Source organism: Allosphingosinicella sp., from assembly GCF_036402135.1.
Taxonomy (GTDB): Bacteria; Pseudomonadota; Alphaproteobacteria; order Sphingomonadales; family Sphingomonadaceae; genus Allosphingosinicella.
On sequence record NZ_DASWTN010000030.1, the window covers coordinates 67,713 to 87,792 of the forward strand.

Annotated in this window: 27 protein-coding genes, 1 tRNA gene and 1 pseudogene; 11 read left to right on the top strand and 18 right to left on the bottom strand. The window is 63.8% G+C overall.

The features are described 5' to 3' along the window. Positions 1-39: 39 nt before the first annotated feature. Positions 40-1,314: a L,D-transpeptidase family protein gene (locus VGD10_RS09035; protein ID WP_331040488.1), complete on the bottom strand. Its 1,275-nt coding sequence runs from the start codon at positions 1,312-1,314 to the stop codon at positions 40-42. A 193-nt stretch (positions 1,315-1,507) separates the two neighbouring features. Here VGD10_RS09035 and VGD10_RS09040 point away from each other — a divergent pair, with 193 nt between their 5' ends. The 3 genes from VGD10_RS09040 to VGD10_RS09050 all read left to right on the top strand — a co-directional run bounded on the left by VGD10_RS09040 (position 1,508) and on the right by VGD10_RS09050 (position 3,177). Beyond that, a complete protein-coding gene (locus VGD10_RS09040) occupies positions 1,508-1,771 on the top strand; it encodes a DksA/TraR family C4-type zinc finger protein (protein WP_331040489.1) in 264 nt (87 codons plus the stop codon). Positions 1,772-1,865: 94 nt separating this feature from the next. Next, a complete protein-coding gene (locus tag VGD10_RS09045; protein ID WP_331040490.1) occupies positions 1,866-2,513 on the top strand; it encodes a glutathione S-transferase family protein in 648 nt (215 codons plus the stop codon). A gap of 97 nt (positions 2,514-2,610) precedes the next feature. Beyond that, positions 2,611-3,177, top strand: a complete 567-nt coding sequence (locus tag VGD10_RS09050) for a L,D-transpeptidase family protein (RefSeq protein WP_331040491.1) — start codon at positions 2,611-2,613, stop codon at positions 3,175-3,177. 13 nt (positions 3,178-3,190) lie between these two features. On the opposite strand, the gene VGD10_RS09055 is transcribed toward VGD10_RS09050, so the two are convergent. Further along, complete coding sequence (locus tag VGD10_RS09055; protein ID WP_331040492.1) at positions 3,191-3,457, bottom strand: hypothetical protein; 267 nt, start codon at positions 3,455-3,457, stop codon at positions 3,191-3,193. A gap of 246 nt (positions 3,458-3,703) precedes the next feature. On the opposite strand from VGD10_RS09055, the gene VGD10_RS09060 reads away from it, so the two are divergent. Then, positions 3,704-3,997 carry a PspC domain-containing protein gene (locus tag VGD10_RS09060; RefSeq protein ID WP_331040493.1) on the top strand — a complete coding sequence of 98 codons (294 nt, stop codon included), beginning with the start codon at positions 3,704-3,706 and terminating at the stop codon, positions 3,995-3,997. A gap of 3 nt (positions 3,998-4,000) precedes the next feature. Here the strand turns inward: VGD10_RS09060 and mltG are convergent, their stop codons facing one another. The 5 genes from mltG to fabD all read right to left on the bottom strand — a co-directional run bounded on the left by mltG (position 4,001) and on the right by fabD (position 8,341). Then, on the bottom strand, positions 4,001-4,966 hold the full coding sequence (mltG, locus tag VGD10_RS09065; RefSeq protein ID WP_331040494.1) for an endolytic transglycosylase MltG: 966 nt from the start codon (positions 4,964-4,966) through the stop codon (positions 4,001-4,003). A gap of 6 nt (positions 4,967-4,972) precedes the next feature. Beyond that, positions 4,973-6,229, bottom strand: coding sequence for a beta-ketoacyl-ACP synthase II (fabF, locus tag VGD10_RS09070; RefSeq protein WP_331040495.1), 1,257 nt, complete (start codon positions 6,227-6,229; stop codon positions 4,973-4,975). A 101-nt stretch (positions 6,230-6,330) separates the two neighbouring features. Beyond that, positions 6,331-6,567, bottom strand: coding sequence for an acyl carrier protein (locus VGD10_RS09075; protein ID WP_331040496.1), 237 nt, complete (start codon positions 6,565-6,567; stop codon positions 6,331-6,333). Positions 6,568-6,663: 96 nt separating this feature from the next. Beyond that, positions 6,664-7,401, bottom strand: coding sequence for a 3-oxoacyl-[acyl-carrier-protein] reductase (fabG, locus tag VGD10_RS09080; RefSeq protein ID WP_331040497.1), 738 nt, complete (start codon positions 7,399-7,401; stop codon positions 6,664-6,666). 4 nt (positions 7,402-7,405) lie between these two features. After that, entirely contained in the window at positions 7,406-8,341 is a 936-nt protein-coding gene (gene fabD / locus VGD10_RS09085) for an ACP S-malonyltransferase (RefSeq protein WP_331040498.1), read from the bottom strand. Positions 8,342-8,549: 208 nt separating this feature from the next. Here fabD and rpsF point away from each other — a divergent pair, with 208 nt between their 5' ends. The 3 genes from rpsF to rplI are packed head-to-tail and all read left to right on the top strand — an operon-like array spanning position 8,550 to position 9,828. Next, on the top strand, positions 8,550-8,966 hold the full coding sequence (rpsF, locus tag VGD10_RS09090) for a 30S ribosomal protein S6 (protein ID WP_331040499.1): 417 nt from the start codon (positions 8,550-8,552) through the stop codon (positions 8,964-8,966). A gap of 16 nt (positions 8,967-8,982) precedes the next feature. Continuing rightward, positions 8,983-9,207: a 30S ribosomal protein S18 gene (rpsR, locus tag VGD10_RS09095; RefSeq protein ID WP_331040500.1), complete on the top strand. Its 225-nt coding sequence runs from the start codon at positions 8,983-8,985 to the stop codon at positions 9,205-9,207. 12 nt (positions 9,208-9,219) lie between these two features. After that, on the top strand, positions 9,220-9,828 hold the full coding sequence (rplI, locus tag VGD10_RS09100) for a 50S ribosomal protein L9 (RefSeq protein ID WP_331040501.1): 609 nt from the start codon (positions 9,220-9,222) through the stop codon (positions 9,826-9,828). Positions 9,829-9,889: 61 nt separating this feature from the next. Here rplI and folE read toward each other — a convergent pair whose 3' ends face one another. Together folE and VGD10_RS09110 are read right to left on the bottom strand one after the other, a co-directional pair. Further along, positions 9,890-10,507, bottom strand: a complete 618-nt coding sequence (gene folE / locus VGD10_RS09105; protein WP_331040502.1) for a GTP cyclohydrolase I FolE — start codon at positions 10,505-10,507, stop codon at positions 9,890-9,892. Between the two features lie 23 nt (positions 10,508-10,530). Beyond that, positions 10,531-10,607, bottom strand: a tRNA-Arg gene (locus tag VGD10_RS09110). 93 nt (positions 10,608-10,700) lie between these two features. Between VGD10_RS09110 and VGD10_RS09115 the strand changes: the two genes are divergently transcribed. Next, entirely contained in the window at positions 10,701-11,729 is a 1,029-nt protein-coding gene (locus VGD10_RS09115; protein ID WP_331040503.1) for a phosphatase PAP2 family protein, read from the top strand. Between the two features lie 3 nt (positions 11,730-11,732). On the opposite strand, the gene VGD10_RS09120 is transcribed toward VGD10_RS09115, so the two are convergent. From VGD10_RS09120 to VGD10_RS09135, 4 genes are read right to left on the bottom strand one after another with little or no spacing between them, the layout of a single operon-like run. Continuing rightward, on the bottom strand, positions 11,733-12,194 hold the full coding sequence (locus VGD10_RS09120; RefSeq protein ID WP_331040515.1) for a DUF1178 family protein: 462 nt from the start codon (positions 12,192-12,194) through the stop codon (positions 11,733-11,735). Then, positions 12,191-13,024, bottom strand: coding sequence for a carbon-nitrogen hydrolase family protein (locus VGD10_RS09125; RefSeq protein WP_331040504.1), 834 nt, complete (start codon positions 13,022-13,024; stop codon positions 12,191-12,193). The genes VGD10_RS09120 and VGD10_RS09125 overlap by 4 nt, the downstream gene beginning before the upstream one ends. Continuing rightward, positions 13,025-13,282, bottom strand: coding sequence for a glutaredoxin 3 (gene grxC / locus VGD10_RS09130; protein WP_331040505.1), 258 nt, complete (start codon positions 13,280-13,282; stop codon positions 13,025-13,027). Between the two features lie 52 nt (positions 13,283-13,334). Next, positions 13,335-14,081, bottom strand: a complete 747-nt coding sequence (locus VGD10_RS09135; protein ID WP_331040506.1) for a ComF family protein — start codon at positions 14,079-14,081, stop codon at positions 13,335-13,337. A 43-nt stretch (positions 14,082-14,124) separates the two neighbouring features. On the opposite strand from VGD10_RS09135, the gene VGD10_RS09140 reads away from it, so the two are divergent. Continuing rightward, entirely contained in the window at positions 14,125-14,919 is a 795-nt protein-coding gene (locus VGD10_RS09140) for a class I SAM-dependent methyltransferase (RefSeq protein ID WP_331040507.1), read from the top strand. On the opposite strand, the gene VGD10_RS09145 is transcribed toward VGD10_RS09140, so the two are convergent. Then, a complete protein-coding gene (locus VGD10_RS09145) occupies positions 14,912-15,319 on the bottom strand; it encodes a (deoxy)nucleoside triphosphate pyrophosphohydrolase (protein WP_414639518.1) in 408 nt (135 codons plus the stop codon). The two genes, VGD10_RS09140 and VGD10_RS09145, sit on opposite strands and share 8 nt — an antisense overlap. 89 nt (positions 15,320-15,408) lie before the next feature. Here VGD10_RS09145 and VGD10_RS09150 point away from each other — a divergent pair, with 89 nt between their 5' ends. Then, entirely contained in the window at positions 15,409-15,585 is a 177-nt protein-coding gene (locus tag VGD10_RS09150; protein WP_331040509.1) for a Flp family type IVb pilin, read from the top strand. A 109-nt stretch (positions 15,586-15,694) separates the two neighbouring features. Then, positions 15,695-15,862: a Flp family type IVb pilin gene (locus tag VGD10_RS09155; RefSeq protein ID WP_331040510.1), complete on the top strand. Its 168-nt coding sequence runs from the start codon at positions 15,695-15,697 to the stop codon at positions 15,860-15,862. Between the two features lie 60 nt (positions 15,863-15,922). On the opposite strand, the gene VGD10_RS09160 is transcribed toward VGD10_RS09155, so the two are convergent. The 4 genes and pseudogenes from VGD10_RS09160 to VGD10_RS09175 form a co-directional block, all read right to left on the bottom strand. Further along, entirely contained in the window at positions 15,923-17,377 is a 1,455-nt protein-coding gene (locus tag VGD10_RS09160) for a M48 family metalloprotease (RefSeq protein ID WP_331040511.1), read from the bottom strand. Between the two features lie 85 nt (positions 17,378-17,462). Further along, on the bottom strand, positions 17,463-18,404 hold the full coding sequence (locus VGD10_RS09165; protein ID WP_331040512.1) for an acetyl-CoA carboxylase carboxyltransferase subunit alpha: 942 nt from the start codon (positions 18,402-18,404) through the stop codon (positions 17,463-17,465). Positions 18,405-18,418: 14 nt separating this feature from the next. Next, positions 18,419-19,324: a tyrosine recombinase gene (locus tag VGD10_RS09170; RefSeq protein WP_331040513.1), complete on the bottom strand. Its 906-nt coding sequence runs from the start codon at positions 19,322-19,324 to the stop codon at positions 18,419-18,421. Continuing rightward, positions 19,321-20,080, bottom strand: a pseudogene (locus tag VGD10_RS09175) (hypothetical protein); the annotation flags it as partial. The pseudogene VGD10_RS09175 and the gene VGD10_RS09170, both read right to left, overlap by 4 nt.

Sequence of the window (20,080 nt, forward strand, 5' to 3'; positions counted from 1 at the left end):
CCGCAGTGTATGCGACCGGCCCTGAATGCCTCAGGCCGCTCAGCTCGTCGCCGCCGCCATTTGCGGCATCGCGAGCGCGTCGAAGCCGTAGGGGTCGGGACGGAAGAGGACGCCGTTGCTGGTCGGTGCGACCGTCAGATAGGTCATGTAGATCGGCACCGGGCGCGGCAGGTCGATATTCTGCTCCAGCTGCGAGGACGGGGTCGGCATGCGCCCGAACACCCAGGTCGCAAAGCGGCGATAATCTTCCAGGCGCACGCAGCCGTTGCTGATCCACCGGTCGGTCTTGGCGAAATTCTCCTTAAGCGGCGTGTCGTGAAGGTAGATGCCGAAATCGTTCGGCATCTCGAACTTCATGGCGCCCATCGAATTCCACGGCCCCGGAAGCTGGCGGACGCGGATCGGGCTCTTGCCGGCGGACACTTGCTTCCAGTTGATCGTCTTCGGGTCCACCCGCTGCGCGGAAGGACCCCAGTCGGACAGCACTTCGTAATGGAATTGCTTGAGGTACGAGACGCCCTGCTGGCGCACCTTCTTGGCAGTCATGCTCTGGATCAGGTCGGGCGGCACGTTCCAATAGGGATTGGCCTTCGCGTTGCGCATCAGCACGGCCATCATCGGCGTCTTCGTCTCGGGCGCGCCGACGATGACGCGCATCTTGTCCGTCACTTGGTCGCCAGTCAGCAGATAGGCCTCGGCCGCGCCGGAATCGACGACCACGTAGCGGTCGAAGGTGCGGGTCGGCGGTAGGCGGTAGGCCCGCTCGACGTTGATCGCGATGCGGCTGGCATAATGATGGGCGCCCCGGTTGAGGGACGCGATCGTTCCCTTGCCCGCGATGCCGTCGACCGGGCCGAGGCCGTGGACGCGCTGATAGTCGCTGACCCGCTGGAACAGCGCCTGGTCGTAGCCGCCCGTCGGCGCGAGGCCGAGGCGGGTGCGCAGCAGCTCGACGCGCTTGCCGGTAGAGCCGCGCTTCAGCGCCGCGCCCGCGGGGATGCGCACCTGCGGCAGGCTGCCCCAGCTCGCCTGATATTGCTGCAGCCCGCGGCCAAGCTCAGCAAACAGAGGGTTGGGCGCGCTCTTGTCGCGGCTGCTGCCGCCAAAGTCGAAGTTCAGCACGCGCTTCAGCCAGTTTTGCGGGCGCTGCCGCTTCTTGGCGACCTTGCTCATGTCGGGATCGACATAGACGAAGTCGACGCCCTGCTTGATCGTCCGCGGAACCGCAATCGGCTCGTCGCCGCGCGGGGCCGCAACGACCGGCGACGACAACACCATCGCGGCCGCCCCGAAGGAAAGAATCAGCTTTTTCATCATGTTTGGCTGCAACTGCGCCTCTGTTTCCGGAAAGTGGACAAAGCCTCTGCACCGCGAAGGTTGCACGGGCCTGAACATGGCAGGCAGCGGGACGAGCCGTGACAAAGGAGCGATGTTCGTCACTCCTGACGGATGCGAACCAAAACGGCGTTCGCCCGTTAAGCTACTGAACGGAAGAAAGGATTCGGCCATGGCAGGCGGCTGGACGCGCGACGGCGCGGTGCAGGATCAGATCGACGACACTGTGAAGGATGCGGTGCTCGCGGCCCGTGCCCGGCTCGCAGCCAGCGAGGGCGAAACCTACTGCGTCGAATGCGGCGAGGAAATCCCGGAAGCCCGCCGCCGCGCCCTCCCCGGCGCCCGCACCTGCGTCCCCTGCCAGTCGACCCGCGACGCCCGCACCTCCTCGGCAGGCTTCAACCGCCGGGGCAGCAAGGACAGTCAGCTGCGCTGAAACCACAGATCCAGCACGTGCCGACTGGTTAGCCGGGCTTCCGAAATGTATCTCATCCCCGCCGTTCCAAAACTCAAAGGCCGGGGAACTCGCCATGAAGCCCATACTAACCGCTTTCGAAAGCTCGCCTGACCGCGGCAAGGGCCTGGCACGGGACATGCCGGTGCGCTGGGCGCTTGAGGAGGTGGGCCAGCCCTATGATGTGCGGCTGGTGTCGTTCCGCGAGATGAAGGAGCCCGCGCATCGCGCGCGTCACCCTTTCGGACAGATCCCGACTTATGAAGAAGGCGACCTGGCCCTGTTCGAGTCCGGCGCGATCGTGCTCCACATCGCCGAGCGTCATCCGGGCCTGCTGCCGAACGATGCCAATGCGCGGGCGCGGGCGATCACCTGGATGTTCGCCGCGCTGACGACGGTGCAGCAGCCGATCGTCGAGCGCGAAGCCGCTCTCTATCTCGAGGGCGACAAGCCGTGGACCAAGGAGCGCCTGCCGATCCTCGAAGATCGAATCCGCGTGCGGCTCGGCGAGCTCTCCGCCCGGCTTGGCGAGCGCGAATGGCTCGATGGCGACTTCAGCGCCGGAGATCTCCTGATGGTACTCGTACTGCGGCGGTTGGAGAGTTCCGGCTTCCTGAACGATTATCCGAACCTCTCCGCCTATGTCGCCCGGGCCAAGGCGCGGCCGGCCTATGGGCGAGCTTTCGCCGCCCAACTGGCGGTCTTCACAAACGCTCAAAGCTGAGGCGCGCAAGCCGCCCGCAGACCGACTTTTCTTGTCGCGCCGCAGGACCCGCGGACACACCGAAGCGTTTCGGCTCAAGCACTTGCGGATATATACCATGGACAGGTTGGTTGGTGTAGCTTTCTCCGGGATCGGCTTGCTCCTGCTCGGCAGCGCAGCGCCGCCACCGGCGCCCGACCCGTTGCCCGTTTTGATCGCCCCTTCGCCCGTTAAACACGAGCCGCCTCCCCCTCCTCCCCCACCCCCTCCTCCGCCGCCTCCAACCCCTGAAGAGGCACTGAAGGAGAGCGTGCTGATCGTTGTCAGCATACCTTCTCAAAAGATGTTCGTCTTCCGTAAGGGTGAGCTCTGGGACACTTCGAACGTGTCGACCGGCAAGCCCGGCAACGACACGCCCGAAGGCGTCTTCCCGATCCTCCAGAAGAAGGTCGATCACCGCTCCAACCTCTATGACGACGCGCCCATGCCCTACATGCAGCGGCTTACCTGGGACGGCGTGGCGCTCCACGCCGGGCGTGTGCCGGGCTACCCTGCCTCGCACGGCTGCATCCGCCTGCCAAAGGCGTTCGCGCAGAAGCTGTACAAGATCACCAATTACCGCTCGATCGTAATCGTCGCCGACGAACCGCTCGACTCCGCCAAGGAAGCGCGGCGGCTGGCCTGAAGCCGTTCAGGAACTAGCGCCCCGCCTGCTCCTCCGGCGTCTTCGGCACCCGATCCAGGCTCGATTTCAGCTCCGCCTGCCATTGCGGCTCATCCTCGGGCGGCGGCCTAAAGGCGCGGCCTAAGAGGAAGCGGAGGCGGTGCTTCGGCGTGAAGGCGTGGCGGCCGCGAGTCTGCTCGCGCTCGTTCAGCACCCGGTCGCGTCTCAGATGCGCGACCACCCGCCAGAACATGTAGCCCAGCATGCCGACCACAAGGATCGGGATCAGCAAATATTCCATGCCCGCCCAACCAGTTGCGGCCTCTCGGGGTTCCGCGCGTGACGAAAGATCATGTTGCCCGGTTTTGTCTTGAAATTTTTTCGCCTTCATCGTTGGCGGCTTTTCCCAATACTTGGCGCCACGCTCCTCCTTCGCCGAACGAATTGCTCCAACTTATCTCATCCAAACTGTTGGAGTTTTTCCATTTTCCGATTTTGGCACGGCTTGTGCTGAAGGAACGGAGATTGAAGTTCAAAGGAGCCGACGATGCAGACTGTTCAACCTTCCCTCTTCACCCGCGACGACACCTTCCTGGGCGTGTGCGAGGGGCTCGGCAGCGACCTGCGGATACATCCGAATATCTTCCGTCTCGCGCTAACTTTGCCCCTCTTCTTCTATCCGGTCGCTACGGTCGGCGCCTATCTGGCCGCCGGGATGCTCGTGCTGCTGACCCGGCTCCTGTTCCCTGTTCCGGTTCAACCCATCGTTCAGGACGAGGAAGCGGCGTCGGCCAAAGCCTCGCTAGTGATGGAAGAAGCGCAGCTCCCGCTGGCGGCCTAAAGCCTACATCTCGCCGCGGGCGCGGCGGATGGCGTACCATTTCTGCACGTTGGCGTTGTGCTCGGCGAGCGTGTTCGCGAAGACGTGGCCGCCGGTTCCGTCGGCGACGAAGTAGAGCGCCTGCGTCTTGGCCGGGTTCAGCACCGCCGCGATGGACTCGCGGCCGGGATTGGCGATCGGCCCCGCCGGAAGACCTGGGCGGGCGTAGGTGTTGTAGCCGTTGTCGGCCTGCAGCTCTGACTTGCGGATGCGGCGGCCGAGCGGCTTGCCCTTGGTGATCGGGTAGATGACCGTGGGATCGGCATCGAGCTTCATCCCGATGCGGACGCGGTTGCTGTAGACGCCCGCCACCATCGGCCGCTCGGACGCCTTGCCGGTTTCTTTCTCCACGACGGAGGCGAGGATGATCGCCTCTTCCTTCGAATTGACCACGCTGTGCGGCTGCCTCTTCGGCCAAAGCTCCGCAAGCGTCTTCGTCATCGCGTCCTGCATCCGCTTCAGCACCGCCGCCCGGCTTTCGCCGCGCTTGAAGCTGTAGCTGTTCGGAAGCACCGAACCCTCCGCCGGCACCTGGATGGAGCCGGTGAGCAGCTCCTGCGCCATCAGCCTTTCGTAGACGAGGATCGACGGCGTCCCCTCCGGGATGGTCACAAGCCTTTGCACCGGCTGGCCGTGCTGGAGGAGGTCGAGCACTTCGGCTCCGCCTGCGCCCGCCGGTATCTCGAACTCGCCGGCCTGCACCGGATCGCCGGAGCCGAACACCCGCGCCATCGCCCGGTAGGTCGTGGCGGAGCCCGGAATGGCGCCGATCTCTTCAAGCTGCCGAGCGACGCTGCCGAGTGAGGAGCCTTCCTCGACGATCAAACTATGCGGCCCTTCCTTCGGCCCCGGCGCGGCCCACAGGCTCCAGTAGAGGAAGCCGGCAAGGACGAGCCCGAGGGCCGCAAGGATCAGCAGCAGCCGTTTCATGGCCGCTTAGATTGCGCGCATCACCAGGCTGGCATTGGTGCCGCCGAAGCCGAAACTGTTGTTGAGCACGGCCTTCACCTGCCGCTCCTTAGCGACATGCGGCACGAGATCCACGCCCGCCGTTCCCTCGCTGGGATTGTCGAGGTTGAGCGTCGGCGGGACGATTTGGTCGCGCATGGCGAGGATGCAGAAGATCGCCTCCACCGCGCCGGCGCCGCCGAGCAGGTGGCCGATGGCGGACTTGGTCGAGCTCATCGACAGCCTGCCGACATTGTTGCCGAACAGCTTCCGGACGGCGCCAAGCTCCAGCTCGTCGCCTAGCGGCGTCGAGGTGCCATGCGCGTTGATATAGTCGATGTCCGAAAGATCGAGGCCAGAGCGCTTCATCGCGACTTCCATCGCACGGTAGCCGCCTGCACCTTCCGGGTGCGGGGCGGTGACGTGATAGGCGTCGCCAGACATGCCGTAGCCGACGATTTCCGCATAGATCTTGGCGCCGCGCTTCTTCGCCCGCTCGTATTCCTCGAGCACGACCACGCCCGCGCCCTCGCCCATGACAAAGCCGTCGCGGTCTTTATCATAGGGGCGGCTGGCCTTTTCCGGCTCGTCGTTGCGGGTCGACAGCGCTTTCGCCTGCGCGAAGCCGGCAATGCCGAGCGGGCAAAGCGCGCTTTCCGCGCCGCCGGCAAGCATCACGTCCGCATCGTCGAGCATGATCATGCGGGCCGCATCGCCGATCGAGTGCGCGCCCGTCGAGCAGGCGGTCACCACCGCGTGGTTCGGCCCCATCAGGCCGTATTTGATCGAAACCTGCCCCGACACGAGGTTGATGAGGCGGCCATGCACGAAGTGCGGGCTGACGCGCCGCGGCCCCTTTTCATGCAGGACCAGCGATTCCTTTTCGATGCCCGGAAGGCCGCCGATGCCGGAGCCGATAGAAACACCGGCGCGGAAGCGCTCGGCCTCCGACATATCGGTGAGACCCGCATCCTCGATCGCCTGGCCTGCGGCATCGATACCGTAGACGATGAAGGGGTCGACCTGCCGCTGCACCTTGTGATCGACGCGCTTGGCCGGATCGAAGCCATATTCATGCTCCGGCGGCTTCACTTCGCAGGCGATCTGGCAGGCTTGATCGGACGGGTCGAAACGCGTGATCCGCGTCGCCCCGCTCTTCGACCCGATGATGTTCTTCCAGCTGGTTTCGACGTCGCCCCCGACGGGCGTTACCAGCCCAAGCCCAGTCACAACTACGCGGCGCATCAAGAAAACTCCTGTTCCACAAAGGCAAAACGGCCCCCCGGCCAGTGGCGGGGAGCCGTTTCAATCATCGGCTCGGCGCCGCCGGGCCGGCGGGATCGCCCTCAGGCCTTGTTCTGGTCGATATAGTCGATCGCGTCCTTGACGGTGGTGATCTTCTCGGCGGCATCGTCAGGGATTTCGACCCCGAACTCTTCCTCGAAAGCCATCACCAGCTCGACGATGTCGAGGCTGTCTGCGCCCAGATCGTCGATGAAGCTCGCTTCTTCGGTGACCTTCTCGGCTTCGACCCCAAGATGCTCCACAACGATCTTCTTAACGCGGTCGGCGGTCTCGCTCATATTTGAACCTTCCCTAGTTTTATTTTGTGACGCCCTAGCCGCTCCCAGCGCCCGCTGGCAAGTGGTCCGTACATGAAGTGGCGGCTGCCCGCCGGATTACAACATCGCCATGCCGCCGTTGACGTGCAGCGTCTGGCCGGTGACGTAAGCAGCCTCTCGGCTGGCGAGATAAACGGCCGCAGCGCCGATATCGCTCCCTTCGCCCAGTTTCCCGATCGGAATTCGGCCGAGCAGCGCCTCCTTCTGCGCATCCGGAAGCACCTCCGTCATCGGCGATGTGATGAAGCCTGGGGCAATGCAGTTGATGGTTATGCCGCGGCTGGCAACTTCCTGCGCCAGCGCCTTCGACATACCCACCAGGCCAGCCTTGGATGCGGCATAATTGGCCTGCCCCGGATTGCCGGTCGCGCCGACGACTGAGGTCACGGAGATGATCCGCCCGAACTTCGCGCGCATCATCGGCTTCAGCGCGGCGCGTGCGAGGCGGAACGCGGCTTCCAGATTGACGCGGATCACCTGATCCCACTCCTCGTCCTTCATCCGCATGGCGAGATTGTCGCGGGTCACGCCCGCATTATTGACGAGGATGTCGAGCTGCCCCAGCGCCTCGACCGCCTGCGGCACGAGGGCATCCACGGCGGCCGCATCCGACAGGTTACAGGGCAGAATGACGCTTTCGCCGCCCACTTCGCTCTGAACGCCCTTAAGCGCCTCTTCCCTGGTGCCGGAAAGCGCCACCCGCGCCCCCTGCGCCGCGAGCGCCTTCGCCACTGCCGATCCGATGCCGCCCGACGCGCCGGTTACGAGCGCAGTCATGCCTGTTAGGTCGAACATGCCCTCAAATCTCCTTCGTCAGCGCTTCGATATCGTCCATGGTGACGACGCTCGTCACCGTCGCATCGGGGGCGATGCGCTTCACCATCGGGCCCAGCACCTTGCCGCCGAACTCGACGAAATGGGTGACGCCGCCTTCGAACATAGCGGCGACGCTCTCCCGCCAGCGGACCATTCCGGTCACCTGCTCGACCAGCAGGCGGCGGATCTCCGCCGGATCGTCTGCCGGAGCGGCGGTCACGTTGGCATAAACTGGCACCACCGGCGGCCGGATGTCGGCCTTGCCCAACGCTTCGTCCATAGCATCGGCAGCAGGCTGCATCAGCGGACAATGGAACGGCGCGGATACTGGCAGCAATATCGCCCGCTTCGCGCCTTTCTCCTTGGCGATGTCCAGCGCGCGTTCGACTGCGCCCTTGTGTCCGGAGATCACGACCTGCGTTGGATCATTGTCGTTAGCTACGGTGCAGACTTCCCCTTGCGCAGCTGCATCGGCTACCGCCTGCGCTACTTCAAGGTTCGCGCCGAGAAGAGCCGCCATAGCCCCTTCTCCCACCGGCACCGCCGCCTGCATCGCCTGCCCGCGAAGCTTCAGAAGCCTTGCGGTAGTGGCGACATCGAACGCACCGACAGCGCAGAGCGCACTATATTCGCCAAGGCTGTGGCCGGCGACGAAATCCGCCCTGTCGGCAAGCTTCAGCCCCGCTTCCTGTTCAAGCACGCGAAGCGTCGCCACGGCATTGGCCATGATCGCCGGCTGCGCATTTTCGGTGAGGGTCAGTTCCTCCTGCGGCCCTTCGGCCATCAGCCGGGCGAGATTCTGCCCCAGCGCATCGTCCACTTCCTCGAAGAGGGCGCGGGCGACCGGGCTTGCTTCGGCAAGCGCCTTGCCCATGCCGACCGACTGGCTTCCCTGGCCGGGGAAGATGAATGCCCGCATCTTGTGTCCTCCTGTTGGCGGGGCTGGTAAGCCAGCGGCGCGGCAAAGTGCAAGCGGGGCTTGCCTTTTCCGCCCTTTTCCGCCAATAGGCGCGGCATCCGGGGCGGAGGCCATGCTTCCAGCCCCGGTTTCAATTTTGAGACGACAGCCGGAGGGGCGTTCGCATTGGGCGGCGTCAGCGATCGGCCAAAACAAGGAATGCACGAGCATGCCGCTTTACGAGCATGTATTTCTCGCGCGTCAGGATCTGGCCCAGGCCCAGGTCGATGCGCTGGCGGAAAACGCCACCAAGATCATTGAGGACAATGGCGGCAAGGTCGTGAAGACCGAGACGTGGGGCCTTCGCTCCCTCGCCTACCGCATCGCCAAGAACCGCAAGGCGCATTACGTAATGCTCGACGTCGACGCTCCGGCGCCGGTCGTGGCCGAGCTCGAGCGCCAGACCCAGATCAACGAAGACGTCATCCGCTACATGACCATCCGCGTCGATGCGCATGAGCAGGGCCCGTCGGCCATGATGCGCCGCGGCGAGCGCGACCGCGATCGTCCCCGCCGGGGCGACGGCGACCGCGATCGTGGCCCGCGCCGCGACCGCGACGACGATGACGCCGGCTTCGACGGCTAAGAAGGGATAGACGAACATGGGACGCCCATTTTTCCGCCGCCGCAAGAGCTGCCCCTTCTCGGGCAACGACGCGCCGAAGATCGATTACAAGGACGTACGCCTTCTCCAGGGCTTTGTCTCCGAACGCGGCAAGATCGTGCCTTCGCGCATCACCGCCGTATCCGCCAAGAAGCAGCGTGAACTGGCCAAGGCCGTGAAGCGCGCCCGTCACCTCGGGCTTCTCCCCTACGTCGTGAAATAAGGAGCAGCGACAATGGACGTTATTCTGCTCGAACGGATCGAGAAGCTCGGTGCCATCGGCGACGTGGTGAAGGTGAAGAACGGCTATGCCCGTAACTTCCTCCTGCCGCGCGGCAAGGCGCTTCGCGCCAACGAATCCAACCGCAAGGTTTTCGAGGCCAATCGCGAGAAGATTGAAGCCGACAATGCCGAGCGCCGCTCGGCTGCCGAGAAGGACTCGAAGGGCATTGAAGGCGCGACGATCCAGTTGATCCGTCAGGCCTCCAACACCGGCCAGCTTTACGGATCGGTTTCCGCCCGCGACCTCGCCGAGGCTCTCGAAGCCCAGGGCCACAAGGTCGCCAAGAACCAGATCGTCCTCGACCGCCCGATCAAGGCGATCGGCATGCAGGACGTGAAGGTCGCGCTTCACCCCGAAGTTTCGGTCACCATCCACGTCAACGTCGCCCGCTCGCCCGAAGAGGCCGAGCTTCAGGCGCAGGGCGTGGACGTTATGGCCGAAATGTTCGAAAAGGACACCGCCAGCTTCACCGAGGATTTCGATCCGAACGCGGAGCCGGGCACCATTCCGGAAGCTGAGGAAAGCGCTGCTGGCGAAGGCGAAGCTGCCAGCGAAGCCTAATTCGGCTTTAGAGTGTAAAAGAAAGGCCGCGGCTCCCAGGAGCTGCGGCCTTTTTCTTGAGCTAATAGCCCATCAGCGCCAGCACCTCGCGGCGGCTGCGTTCGTCCTTGCGGAAAGTGCCCATCATCCGGCTGGTCGTCATCATCACGCCCGGCGTGTTGACGCCCCGCGCGGTCATGCAAGCATGGCTCGCCTCGATGACGACGGCAACGCCCTGCGGGTGGAGGTGCTCCCAGATACAGTCGGCCACCTGCGCAGTAAGGCGCTCCTGCACCTGAAGACGGCGAGCAAAGCCGTGAAGGACCCGCGCAAGCTTGGAAATGCCGACCACGCGCTCGTGCGGAAGATAAGCGATAGCGGCCTTGCCGATAATCGGCGCCATGTGATGCTCGCAGTGGGACTGAAATGGGATGTCCCTCAGGAGGACGATCTCATCATATCCTCCCACCTCGTCGAAGGTCCGGCTAAGGTGATGCGACGGGTCTTCCTCATAACCCTTGGCATATTCCTTCCACGCGCGGGCAACCCGCGCAGGCGTGTCCAGCAGCCCCTCCCGATCGGGATCGTCTCCCGCCCAGCGGATGAGCGTCTTCACGGCATCGCGAACCTCGTCGGGCACCGCGAGTTTCTCCGGCGGCTGCACCAGGTCGCGATCGGTCGGCTCATCAAAACGGCTCATCCGGCTCCCCGCTTGTAAAAAGATGGTGACCCCGACAGGATTCGAACCTGTGACCCTCAGATTAGGAATCTGATGCTCTATCCTGCTGAGCTACGGGGCCAGCCTCCTCGCTGGTTAGGCGCAGCACCGCGCACGGTCAATCCGACGGCAATCTCAGCGTTCTGTTAACCACCATTGTCTAATGTGAGCGGCGATGAAAGCTTTCGCCTCCACCCTCTGGCGCGACCGCCTTCTGTTCCTGGCGATCACGATCTACCTGCTCGGCAGCGCCGCGACCAGCACCGCTTTAGGCCTAGCTGACAAGTTTCGTCCCCTGATGTACATCGAACGATGGGTGCTGTTCCTGTGCCTGCTGGGAGCGCTTAGGTTTTTCTGGCTCCTGCTGAAGACCTTCGGGTCTGCACGCCCACTCCTTCGCCTGTACCAGTTTCTTAAGGAGGATCTTCCGACCTTCGCAGCCGGTGCGCTGCTTTGCTTCGCATTGGCGCTGCTACATGGCAGCTACACATCGATCAAAACGATCATCCCCGAGGTTCTTCCGTTCAGCTACGATATCGCCCTGGCGGATCTCGATGCCGCTGTTCACGGAGGCATCGATCCCTGGCGACTGCTGACGTGGCTGGATCCTTTCACCTCAATCATTGAGCCGCTCTACTCGGCGGTTTGGCTGCTGCTCGTCGCGCTATTCACGGCTCTCGTGTGCACCTCGAGCGGCGATCCAGCCCGGAAGTCGCGCTATGGCTGGACGTTCTTTCTATGCTGGACCGTCCTCGGTAACCTCGTCTCAAGCCTGATACTCGCCGCCGGTCCTGCCTATTACGCAAAGGTGACTGGATCACATCGCTTCACAGACCTGACCAATTATCTCGCCCAGTTCGACGGTCCGCTGTCAGCCTACAATATTCAAGCTCGGCTCTGGACTGCCTACAGCGAGCAGTCAGTAGGCCCGGCGAGCGGCATATCGGCCTTCCCGAGCATGCATCTATCGATGGTCACACTGTTCACCCTGTACGCTTGGGGGATTAGGCCGATCTTCGGCTACGTCTTCGCGGCCTATGGAGCGGTCATCCTGCTCGGCTCAGTGCATCTAGGCTGGCACTACGCGATAGACGGTTACTTCTCGATTGGGTCAACCTTGGGAATCTGGAAGGTCGTAGGGTGGGCGCAGCAAGCCAACTGGTCTTCATTTTTACTCATGCGACGCCGATTTTCGGCCGCTTGAGGTTTAATTCTCCTCCCCCGGCTCGATGACGGGAAAGGGCAGCGGAGCCACGGCGATACCCTCTTCGATAAGGCTTTCAGTCTGTTCGGGCGTTGCGCGTCCGTGGATCGGGCGGTCGCTTGCTTCTCCGACGTGAATTGCCCGTGCTTCGTCGGCGAAGCGGTCGCCGACATAATCGGATTGCTCCAGAATTTTCTTCTGCGCCGCGGCCATTGCCGCCAGCATGCGCTTGATCCCATCCGGATCGGAAGAGACCATTTCTGAAGTGGCGCGGGCGCCCGGCAGACGCTGGTTGCCCTTGGCTCCCACGCGGGGCGCCATCACTGCCTTTTCGACCTCATCGGCGCCACACAGCGGGCATTGCACCAGACCGCGCCCACGTTGGCCTTCATAGTCTTCGCTGGATCCGAACCACGCTTCGAAGACGTGCCCCTCAGGGCGGCAGATGAGGTCGAAGACGATCAGCGGACGATCTCAGGCTCGGGGATTGGGCGGCGGTGAAGAATCGCCGGCACGCGTCCGCGTACCTCCTCCACCTCAGCGAGATCGATGTCTACGAAGCCTACTCCTGGTCCCTCGCCACCCATGTCGAGCAGCACCTTGCCCCAGGGGCTCACCACCAGGGAATGGCCGTAGGTTTCGCGGCCGTCCTCATGGCGACCGACCTGTGCCGCCGCAACGACAAACACCCCGGCCTCTATTGCCCTGGCGCGTAGCAGCACATGCCAATGCGCCTCCCCCGTCGGGACGGTGAAGGCGGCAGGAACGGCGATGATCGAAGCGCCCGCGCCGGTCAGCGCGCGGTAAAGGTCCGGGAAGCGAAGGTCGTAGCAAATGGAAAGGCCGAGCCGCCCCGCCGGAGTATCCGCCACGATCGGGCGCTCTCCGCCTCCGTAGACAGCCGATTCGCGCCAGCTTTCTCCGGTCGGCAGATCGACGTCAAAGAGATGCATTTTGTCGTATCGTGCGCGGATGACGCCCCGATTGTCGATCAAGAAGCCGCGGTTGACGAGCCGGCCGTCCTCCCGCTCCCCCGCCAGAGCAAGCGAACCCAGATGAAGCCAAACCCCTCTGCGGGCAGCCGCTTCACGAACGGATGTGAGAACGGGATCGCCCCTTTCGCCTGTCAGACTGGCTTCGGCGCGCTGCCGGTCCTTGTCGAGCAACCCGCTCATCTCGGGCGTGAACAGGATGGCAGCGCCGCCGTCAGCCGCTTTATCGATCGCGCGAACCAGATCCCCAGCGTTGCGGCGAGGATCGATCCCTGTCTGTGCTTGGTAGACTGCTAAGCGCATTCAATCCGCGAGCAGCGGATCGAGCTGACCGTTCCGCTCCAGCTCGGCAAGGTCGTCGGACCCGCCGATATGGCGGTCACCGATGAATATCTGCGGGACGGTGTGGCGGCCGTTCGCGCGCTGCATCATTTCGGCACGTTTCTCAGTGTCCATGCTGATCTCATATTCATCATATTGAATGCCTTTCCCGTCGAGGAGCTTCTTCGCGCGGGCGCAATAGGGGCAGAGGAATTTAGTGTAGATTTCGACGCGTGGCATCTCTGGTCAGCTCCCGGCTTTGGGGCCGAGGTGGAATCGGCCGCCACTCTTGTCAATCATCCTTACCAGTCACAACCCGCGCCCAGCAGAGAATGTTCACCTGCGCCGCGCCTTCCCGCTTCAGGAGCTTCGCGCAGGCGCGCACCGTCGCGCCCGTCGTATAGACGTCGTCGATCAGCGTCACGCTACGCCCCGCAATCAGGGGCTTCGCTCCGGGCGCTAGGTGGAAAGCGCCGCGTACCGTCTCTGCGCGCTGGCGACGGCTCATTCCCTTCAACGGAGGCGTGGATTTCACGCGGCGGATAAGATCCAGCTGCACTGGTAGCCCGGAGGCTCTGGAAAGTGCCTGCGCGATTAAGGCTGACTGGTTGTAGCCACGCCTCCAGATACGCGAGCGGTGAAGGGGCACCGGCGCAAGTATCGCATCCTGCTCTCCTAGGAGGTGGCGCTGCAGGAAGTGCGCAATAGTTGCGGCTGCGGCGGGGCGACCGCCATATTTGAGCGTCAGCGCCACCTTTCGCGCGATCTCCCCATAGGCAACCGCCGTTCGCACGGTATCGAACTCCGGCGGATCGGCGATGCAGCCGGCGCATTCGACACTCTCGCCGACTTCGTACTCGAACGGCAGCCCGCAATGGTGGCAGCATGGCTCACCAAGGAAGGTGAGCGACTGCCAGCAGGTGAGGCAGAAACTGTGCTGCTCCGCCGTCACGGCGCCGCAACCGAGACAGCGCGGCGGCAGCGCAAAATCCACGATGTGCCGTACCGCGCCGCGCGCAAGCAGTGCCGCCGATGCCATGTTCCTCTTGTTCCCCGCGAGGCGCGGCGGCACAAGCCCGCGCGTGAGTACCGAACTCCCTTTCGACAAGAATTTGCGCCGCATCCGCCGCGATCGAGCCGCTCTTCGCTTTCACGATGCGGATTATCTGCACCGCCTCGCGGCTGACGAGTTGGTCGAGCGGCTGTCGCTGGTGCGATGGAGCTTGTCGGACGCCCTACTGCTCGGATTTCCCGATCTTCTCAGGGGAAGACTGGAGGAGATGGGGCTGGTCGTCACTGCCGCCGACCCTGGGCGCCGCTTTGCTGCGGGAGGCGTTCAGTGCGACGAGGACCGCCTCCCCTTTGCAGATGCCTCGTTCGACCTCGTGGTCTCGGTCGGCACGCTCGACAGCGTTAATGACCTTCCGGGGGCGCTCAGGTTGGTTCGAAGAGCTTTGCGGCCCGACGGCCTGTTTCTCGCCGCTTTCGCAGGTGCGGGAAGCCTGCCGCAGCTTAGGAAGGCCATGCTCGATGCCGACGCCACGAGGGGTACGGCTTCGCCCCGCATTCACCCGCAGATCGATGTCCGCGCCGCCGGAGACCTGCTGACCCGCGCAGGCTTCGTCCTCTCTGCTGCCGACACTGAGACGACAATTGTACGATTCAGCATGCTGCCTCGCCTGCTGTCCGATTTGAGGGGAATGGCGGCGACCAACATGATGGTGCAGCGTGCGCGAGCGCCGATCGGCAGGAAAGGGTTTGCAGCAGCCGCACATTTCTTCGCTGTGGCCGCGGAGGGGGACGGCAGAACAGCCGAACGCTTCGACCTCATCTATATGACCGGCTGGGCGCCGTCAGCGCCGGAGCCGATTAGATAAGCGCCTCAAGAATAGGGATCAGCGGCTTGTCGGCGGGCGGCATCTCGATCCCGCTCATGTCGCGCGGCTGAAGCCATTGCAACGCTTCCGCATCCCTCGGCTCCGGCGTGCCTCTCCACTCACGACAGACGTAAAGCAGTAGAAGCAGATGACGCGGACCAACGTCAGCGCTCGCGAACGTGACGGGCGAGAGGTGCGAGGGATCGCAAAAGATGCCAAGCTCTTCCTCGAGCTCCCGCACTAGCGCCTGCTCTGGCCGCTCTCCATCCTCTACCTTTCCGCCGGGAAACTCCCAGAGACCGGCCATCTGCCGGTGCGCCGAGCGTTTCTGAAGAAGAATCCGCCCGCTCGCATCGACAAGCGCTGCGGCGACGACAGTCAATGTCGGAATTTTTTCCAAGGCACGGCTTCCCGATAGCAATTCATTAACGACGGCGAACCTATTGAGAGCGGTTAGTGGATAATTGCGCCTGATTGAAGGAGCACGGAATGACCAGATTCCTCCGGCTGATCACCGACGATCGCGGCGCGACCGCCATCGAATACGCGCTCATTGCGACACTGATCGGAATTGCGGTGATCGGAAGCGTCACCTCCCTTGGAGGTGAAGTCGACAATACCTGGGGCTTCATCTCCAACTCTCTTAGCAACGCCGTCAATAGCTGATCCTCCCATTAAATATTTGGCAACTTCTGAACCGTACAACCGAGGATGCCTCGCTCAGGAACGGGGGCGACGGGAAGAGTAATCCCGAGTTGGAACAAGGAGACCGGAAATGTTTCGCAAGATTTTCAAGAATGTTAAGGGCGCCACGGCTATCGAATACGGCCTGATTGCTGCGCTTATCGCGATCGGCATCGTTGCCACTGTGACTTCGGTCGGCAATGCGCTCGACAACACCTTCAATACCGTTAGCACCGAGCTTGAGGCTGCTAACAGCTAATCTTCGGATTAGACTTAGGAAGAGGCGGCGGAACCTGGTTTCGCCGCCTTTTTCTATGCTCTAGCGGGTGCCGTAGACGACGACCTTAACCCGCTGCCCCGGTGCGAGGCGGCTATTCGCCTGCAGGCCGTTCAGCGTCAGGAATCGCTCCGTCTTCAGGTCAGAGTAGGCCATGCGGCTGGCCAGGCTCTGAATTGTGTCGCCTGCTCTTACAGTCACCACGTCGATCACTCGCGGCCGAATAGCGGACGCCTGAGCGGCGGTAAGCCTTGAGATTGACTGCACCATCGAGGCAAAGGGCCCGAGACCTTGCCCTGCCCGCGTGATCGTGGCGAAATGATAGACCGTATTCGAGTCCCAGCGATAGGCGAAGACGCTTACGTCGACTTGCCCCTGCTGCGAGTTTACCCGGGCAGTAGAGTAAGCGGCGGGAATGCCATTGACGGTAGTTGATTGCGGCTGCGTGAAGGGGATTTGTGCCTGATTGCCGCCGAGGCTGCGGAACACCTGCGCGATGTAGGTACCGAGATCACCGGTATAACTGCCGCCCGAAAACTGCGCCTGCCCGTTTGAACCGCTGATCGAGACGGCGCGGGTGCCGTTCTGGATGCCGTAGCCCTGCGGCACAACGAAGCGGAGGCGGAGGTCGGGGTGGGAGAAGGTGCGGCCGTCCACCACCCCCTGTGCGGGATCGTCGTCCACGAAAATGCCGTCGATCATGTTGAGATATTGCTCGCGGTTGCGGAGACCGCGGCCTGCTGCACCGGTACGCTGCGCCTCCCGCTGCGCGCGTGAAACGCGGTCCGCGCTCAACGGGTGGGTGCGCGCCCAGCTCGGTGTCGCGCGTTCGTCGTCGCGCCCAGATGCTCGTGCTTCGAGAGAAGTGGCTGCACCCAGCGAGGCCAGCAGGCTGACCGCGCCGTTGGGATCGTAGCCGGCGCGGGTGATGTAGTTGATACCCAGTTGGTCGGCCTGGAATTCCTGGTTGCGGGAATAGCTTAGCAAGCGGAGCTGGCTCACTTGGCCGATTAGTTGGCCGATCTGGCTCGACCCGGTGAGAATCGCCGCGCCTACCGAGAGGATCTGGGAGAGGAGGCCCTGCTGCTGGCGACCCTGCGAGTGCCGGGCGGCGACGTGACCCACCTCGTGGCCTAGGACTGAGGCAAGTTCGGCCTCGTCGTTCATAAGGCCCATAAGCTGGCGGGTGATGTAGATGTAGCCGCCGGGGACGGCGAAGGCGTTCATCACCGGGGAATTAAGCGCGGTGAAGCGGTAGGCGCCGCTGCCTCCGCCGGCGACGCCGGTCTGGGCGCCGACGCGGTTGCCGACGGCTGCGACGTAGGAATTGCGGGTTGCATCAATTTGACCACCAAATTCGGCGACCACTTCCGGATGCTGCTGCGCGGCCTGCCGCACATCATTCTGGGCTAAAGACCTGCTCTGCCCCTGCACGACGCTAGGGGCGGCGATGGCGGCGAGAGACGCCGACAGCGCGATTAACGCCTTGATCTTCATGAGACCGGTACTCCTGGTTACAAAAGAGGAAGATATCTTCCCGAAATGAACACAGGAGCCGCGTTTATGGTTCCTCTGGCCCCCCCTAGCCGATGCTGAGGAACTTCCGGCGGCGCTCGGCCTTGATTTCGCTCGGAGACATGCCGGCATAGCGGCCAAGCTCCTCTCCGATCGCCTGCCCGAGCGAGGCGATCGCCTCCGCCTGATTGCGATGCGCGCCGCCGAGCGGTTCCGGCACGACGCGGTCGATCACGCCAAGCTGGCGAAGGTCCTCAGCGGTGACCCGCATCGCCTCGGCGGCTTCCGCAGCCTTCTCGGCGGTGCGCCAAAGAATCGAGGCGCAGCCTTCCGGAGAGATGACGGCGTAGACGCTGTGCTCCAGCATCAGCACCTTGTTTGCGGCGGCAAGCGCAATCGCGCCGCCGGAACCGCCTTCGCCCACGATCGCGGCGATAAGGGGCACGGAAAGCTCAAGGCATTCCTCCGTGGAGCGGGCGATGGCCTCCGCCTGCCCACGCTCCTCCGCCTGCACGCCCGGGAAAGCGCCCGGCGGATCGACCAAGGTCACGACCGGGATGCCGAAACGGCCGGCGAGGCGCATCAGGCGGATCGCCTTCCGGTACCCTTCCGGTTTCGCCATGCCGAAATTGTGACGGAGGCGGCTTGCCGTGTCGTCGCCTTTTTCATGGCCGATCAGCATCACGCGGCGACCGCCCAGACGGCCGAGGCCGCCCATGATCGCCTGATCGTCGGCAAAGGCGCGGTCTCCCGCCAACGGCACGAAATCCTCCACGAGACCCGCCACATAATCCTTGAAGTGCGGCCGCTCCGGATGGCGCGCCACCTGCGTCTTCTGCCAGGGCGTCAGACGGCCATAGGTTTCGCGGAGAAGCTTTTCGGACTTCGCCTGAAGCCGCTCGATCTCCGCGTCGATGTTGAGGTCGCCCGCCTGCGCCGTCTGGCGAAGATCCGCCACACGCGCTTCAAGCTCCGCAATCGGTTTTTCGAAATCGAGAAAGGTCGCCATAGAAGTAGCGGCGGTTAGGACCCCTTGGCCCTTACGTCAACGAGCGGGTGCCGGCTGTTGACGAGATCGATCAGCCGGCGGCTGTCGACATGGGTGTAGATTTGCGTCGTCGCTATGTCGGCGTGGCCGAGCAGCATCTGCAGCGCACGTAGGTCGGCGCCGCCTTCCAGCAGATGCGTCGCAAAGGCGTGGCGGAGCACGTGCGGACTGATCCGGTCGGGCGGAATGCCCGCGTCGGCGGCGAGCTCCTTGAGGAGCTGGTAGAGGCGGACGCGGCTCAAATGCTTCTTGCCTGATGGGAAGAGCCAGAGCGTATCCTTCGGCACCATCGCCCCCCATTCTGCGACGGCCGCACGCGCCTTGTCGGAAATCGGTACCAGCCTTTCGCGGCCGCCCTTCCCCTTCAGGATCAGGAAGGGCTTGTCCGGAGAGACGGCGTTGCGTGGGAGCGAGACAAGCTCGGTAGCCCGCAGGCCGGAGCCGTAGAGAAGCTCCAGGAGAGCAGCCATGCGGAAGGAGGCGGAGTCACCCTTCTCCGCCCTTCGGCGCTCAATCTCACGAAAGAGCGCGTCTACCGAGCTGTGATCCAGCACCTTCGGAAGCGGCCGCTCGCTTGCCGGGCGCGGCAGCGTTCCCGACGGATCATCCTCGCGGACGCCTTCGTCGGCAAGGAAGGCGAAGAAGCGCCGGAGCGCCGCGGCCTTGCGGGCGACCGTCGCCCGTTTCAGCGGCATCCAGGCTTCGCCCAGCTGCTTCAGCTTTTCGCTGCTTGCGGAGGCGAGGCGGCCGCCCATCAGTTCCGACGCGCCGCGAAGATCGCGCTCGTAGGCGAGCAAGGTGTTGCGCGCCGCGCCGGCTTCCGCCGCCATCATTTCGAGGAAGGCTGCAATGAGCTGCCGGTCCTCGCCGGGCGCGGTCACGCCCGGGACAGCGCCTCGGCCGCCATCATGCGCGCTTCATATTCGAGGCCAGCGGCCCGCATCGCCCGAATAATCCGGTAGAAATGGGCGGGCGGCACGCCGCGCCAGGTCGGCGTCTGCATGCCCGCAGCGGCAAGCAAAGCCACGGTGCCCTGCTGGCGGCTGCGCGCGGCAGCATCCAGCATCCGGCTCCAGCGGCTTTCGCCTTCCAGGGTGAAGTCCATATCGCCGGCCAGGCTTTCCCCCTGCCCTTCGCTGATGCGGCCGAGGCCGGCCAGCGCAGCGACCAGAAGCTTCGACTTATAGTTGCCGGGGCTGTCGTCATTATCCTCGAAGCTGCCGATCATGCCGGTGCTGATGCCCTCCGGCTCGGCCAGGCCAACGGCGAGAAGAGCCAAAGCGCGGTCGCGCGCGCCGCCATTGTCCATGTCGCCGACCGCATCGGACCAGCGCGCCGCCTCACGGTCCATGCCGGCGGAGAGCATCGACGCAATAAGGTTCGGAATAGCGCCGCCCAACTCTGCCGATGGTTCGATCCGGCTCGCCGCGACGGCGGTGAGGATCTGGCGGGCATAGCGGCCCTCGGGGTTGCCCGCCTCGTCCCAGAGGCCGCGAATGGCATCGAGGCGTGCATTGGCGTCGCGTGCGGCATAGGCGGTGCGAAGGCGGCCGCCGACGCTCTGATTAAGCTCGGTGACATCGGTGGTGTCGGCCAGGAGGCTGTACATCTCAACGAGCGAGGCGTTGGAGAAGACG

Excerpts from the sequence above, each read along its gene's own strand:
- VGD10_RS09135 (WP_331040506.1), bottom strand. The coding sequence starts at position 14,081 with ATGGCATCGGCGGCACTGCTTGCGCGCGGCGCGGTACGGCACATCGTG.
- VGD10_RS09165 (WP_331040512.1), bottom strand. The coding sequence starts at position 18,404 with ATGGCGACCTTTCTCGATTTCGAAAAACCGATTGCGGAGCTTGAAGCG.
- VGD10_RS09040 (WP_331040489.1), top strand. The coding sequence starts at position 1,508 with ATGGCAGGCGGCTGGACGCGCGACGGCGCGGTGCAGGATCAGATCGAC.
- fabF (WP_331040495.1), bottom strand. The coding sequence starts at position 6,229 with ATGCGCCGCGTAGTTGTGACTGGGCTTGGGCTGGTAACGCCCGTCGGG.
- fabD (WP_331040498.1), bottom strand. The coding sequence starts at position 8,341 with ATGCGGGCATTCATCTTCCCCGGCCAGGGAAGCCAGTCGGTCGGCATG.
- rplI (WP_331040501.1), top strand. The coding sequence starts at position 9,220 with ATGGACGTTATTCTGCTCGAACGGATCGAGAAGCTCGGTGCCATCGGC.
- VGD10_RS09055 (WP_331040492.1), bottom strand. The coding sequence starts at position 3,457 with ATGGAATATTTGCTGATCCCGATCCTTGTGGTCGGCATGCTGGGCTAC.
- grxC (WP_331040505.1), bottom strand. The coding sequence starts at position 13,282 with ATGCCACGCGTCGAAATCTACACTAAATTCCTCTGCCCCTATTGCGCC.
- VGD10_RS09150 (WP_331040509.1), top strand. The coding sequence starts at position 15,409 with ATGACCAGATTCCTCCGGCTGATCACCGACGATCGCGGCGCGACCGCC.
- rpsF (WP_331040499.1), top strand. The coding sequence starts at position 8,550 with ATGCCGCTTTACGAGCATGTATTTCTCGCGCGTCAGGATCTGGCCCAG.
- folE (WP_331040502.1), bottom strand. The coding sequence starts at position 10,507 with ATGAGCCGTTTTGATGAGCCGACCGATCGCGACCTGGTGCAGCCGCCG.
- VGD10_RS09160 (WP_331040511.1), bottom strand. The coding sequence starts at position 17,377 with ATGAAGATCAAGGCGTTAATCGCGCTGTCGGCGTCTCTCGCCGCCATC.
- VGD10_RS09050 (WP_331040491.1), top strand. The coding sequence starts at position 2,611 with ATGGACAGGTTGGTTGGTGTAGCTTTCTCCGGGATCGGCTTGCTCCTG.
- VGD10_RS09125 (WP_331040504.1), bottom strand. The coding sequence starts at position 13,024 with ATGCGCTTAGCAGTCTACCAAGCACAGACAGGGATCGATCCTCGCCGC.
- VGD10_RS09045 (WP_331040490.1), top strand. The coding sequence starts at position 1,866 with ATGAAGCCCATACTAACCGCTTTCGAAAGCTCGCCTGACCGCGGCAAG.
- VGD10_RS09035 (WP_331040488.1), bottom strand. The coding sequence starts at position 1,314 with ATGAAAAAGCTGATTCTTTCCTTCGGGGCGGCCGCGATGGTGTTGTCG.
- VGD10_RS09075 (WP_331040496.1), bottom strand. The coding sequence starts at position 6,567 with ATGAGCGAGACCGCCGACCGCGTTAAGAAGATCGTTGTGGAGCATCTT.
- VGD10_RS09115 (WP_331040503.1), top strand. The coding sequence starts at position 10,701 with ATGAAAGCTTTCGCCTCCACCCTCTGGCGCGACCGCCTTCTGTTCCTG.
- fabG (WP_331040497.1), bottom strand. The coding sequence starts at position 7,401 with ATGTTCGACCTAACAGGCATGACTGCGCTCGTAACCGGCGCGTCGGGC.
- mltG (WP_331040494.1), bottom strand. The coding sequence starts at position 4,966 with ATGAAACGGCTGCTGCTGATCCTTGCGGCCCTCGGGCTCGTCCTTGCC.
- VGD10_RS09155 (WP_331040510.1), top strand. The coding sequence starts at position 15,695 with ATGTTTCGCAAGATTTTCAAGAATGTTAAGGGCGCCACGGCTATCGAA.
- VGD10_RS09060 (WP_331040493.1), top strand. The coding sequence starts at position 3,704 with ATGCAGACTGTTCAACCTTCCCTCTTCACCCGCGACGACACCTTCCTG.
- rpsR (WP_331040500.1), top strand. The coding sequence starts at position 8,983 with ATGGGACGCCCATTTTTCCGCCGCCGCAAGAGCTGCCCCTTCTCGGGC.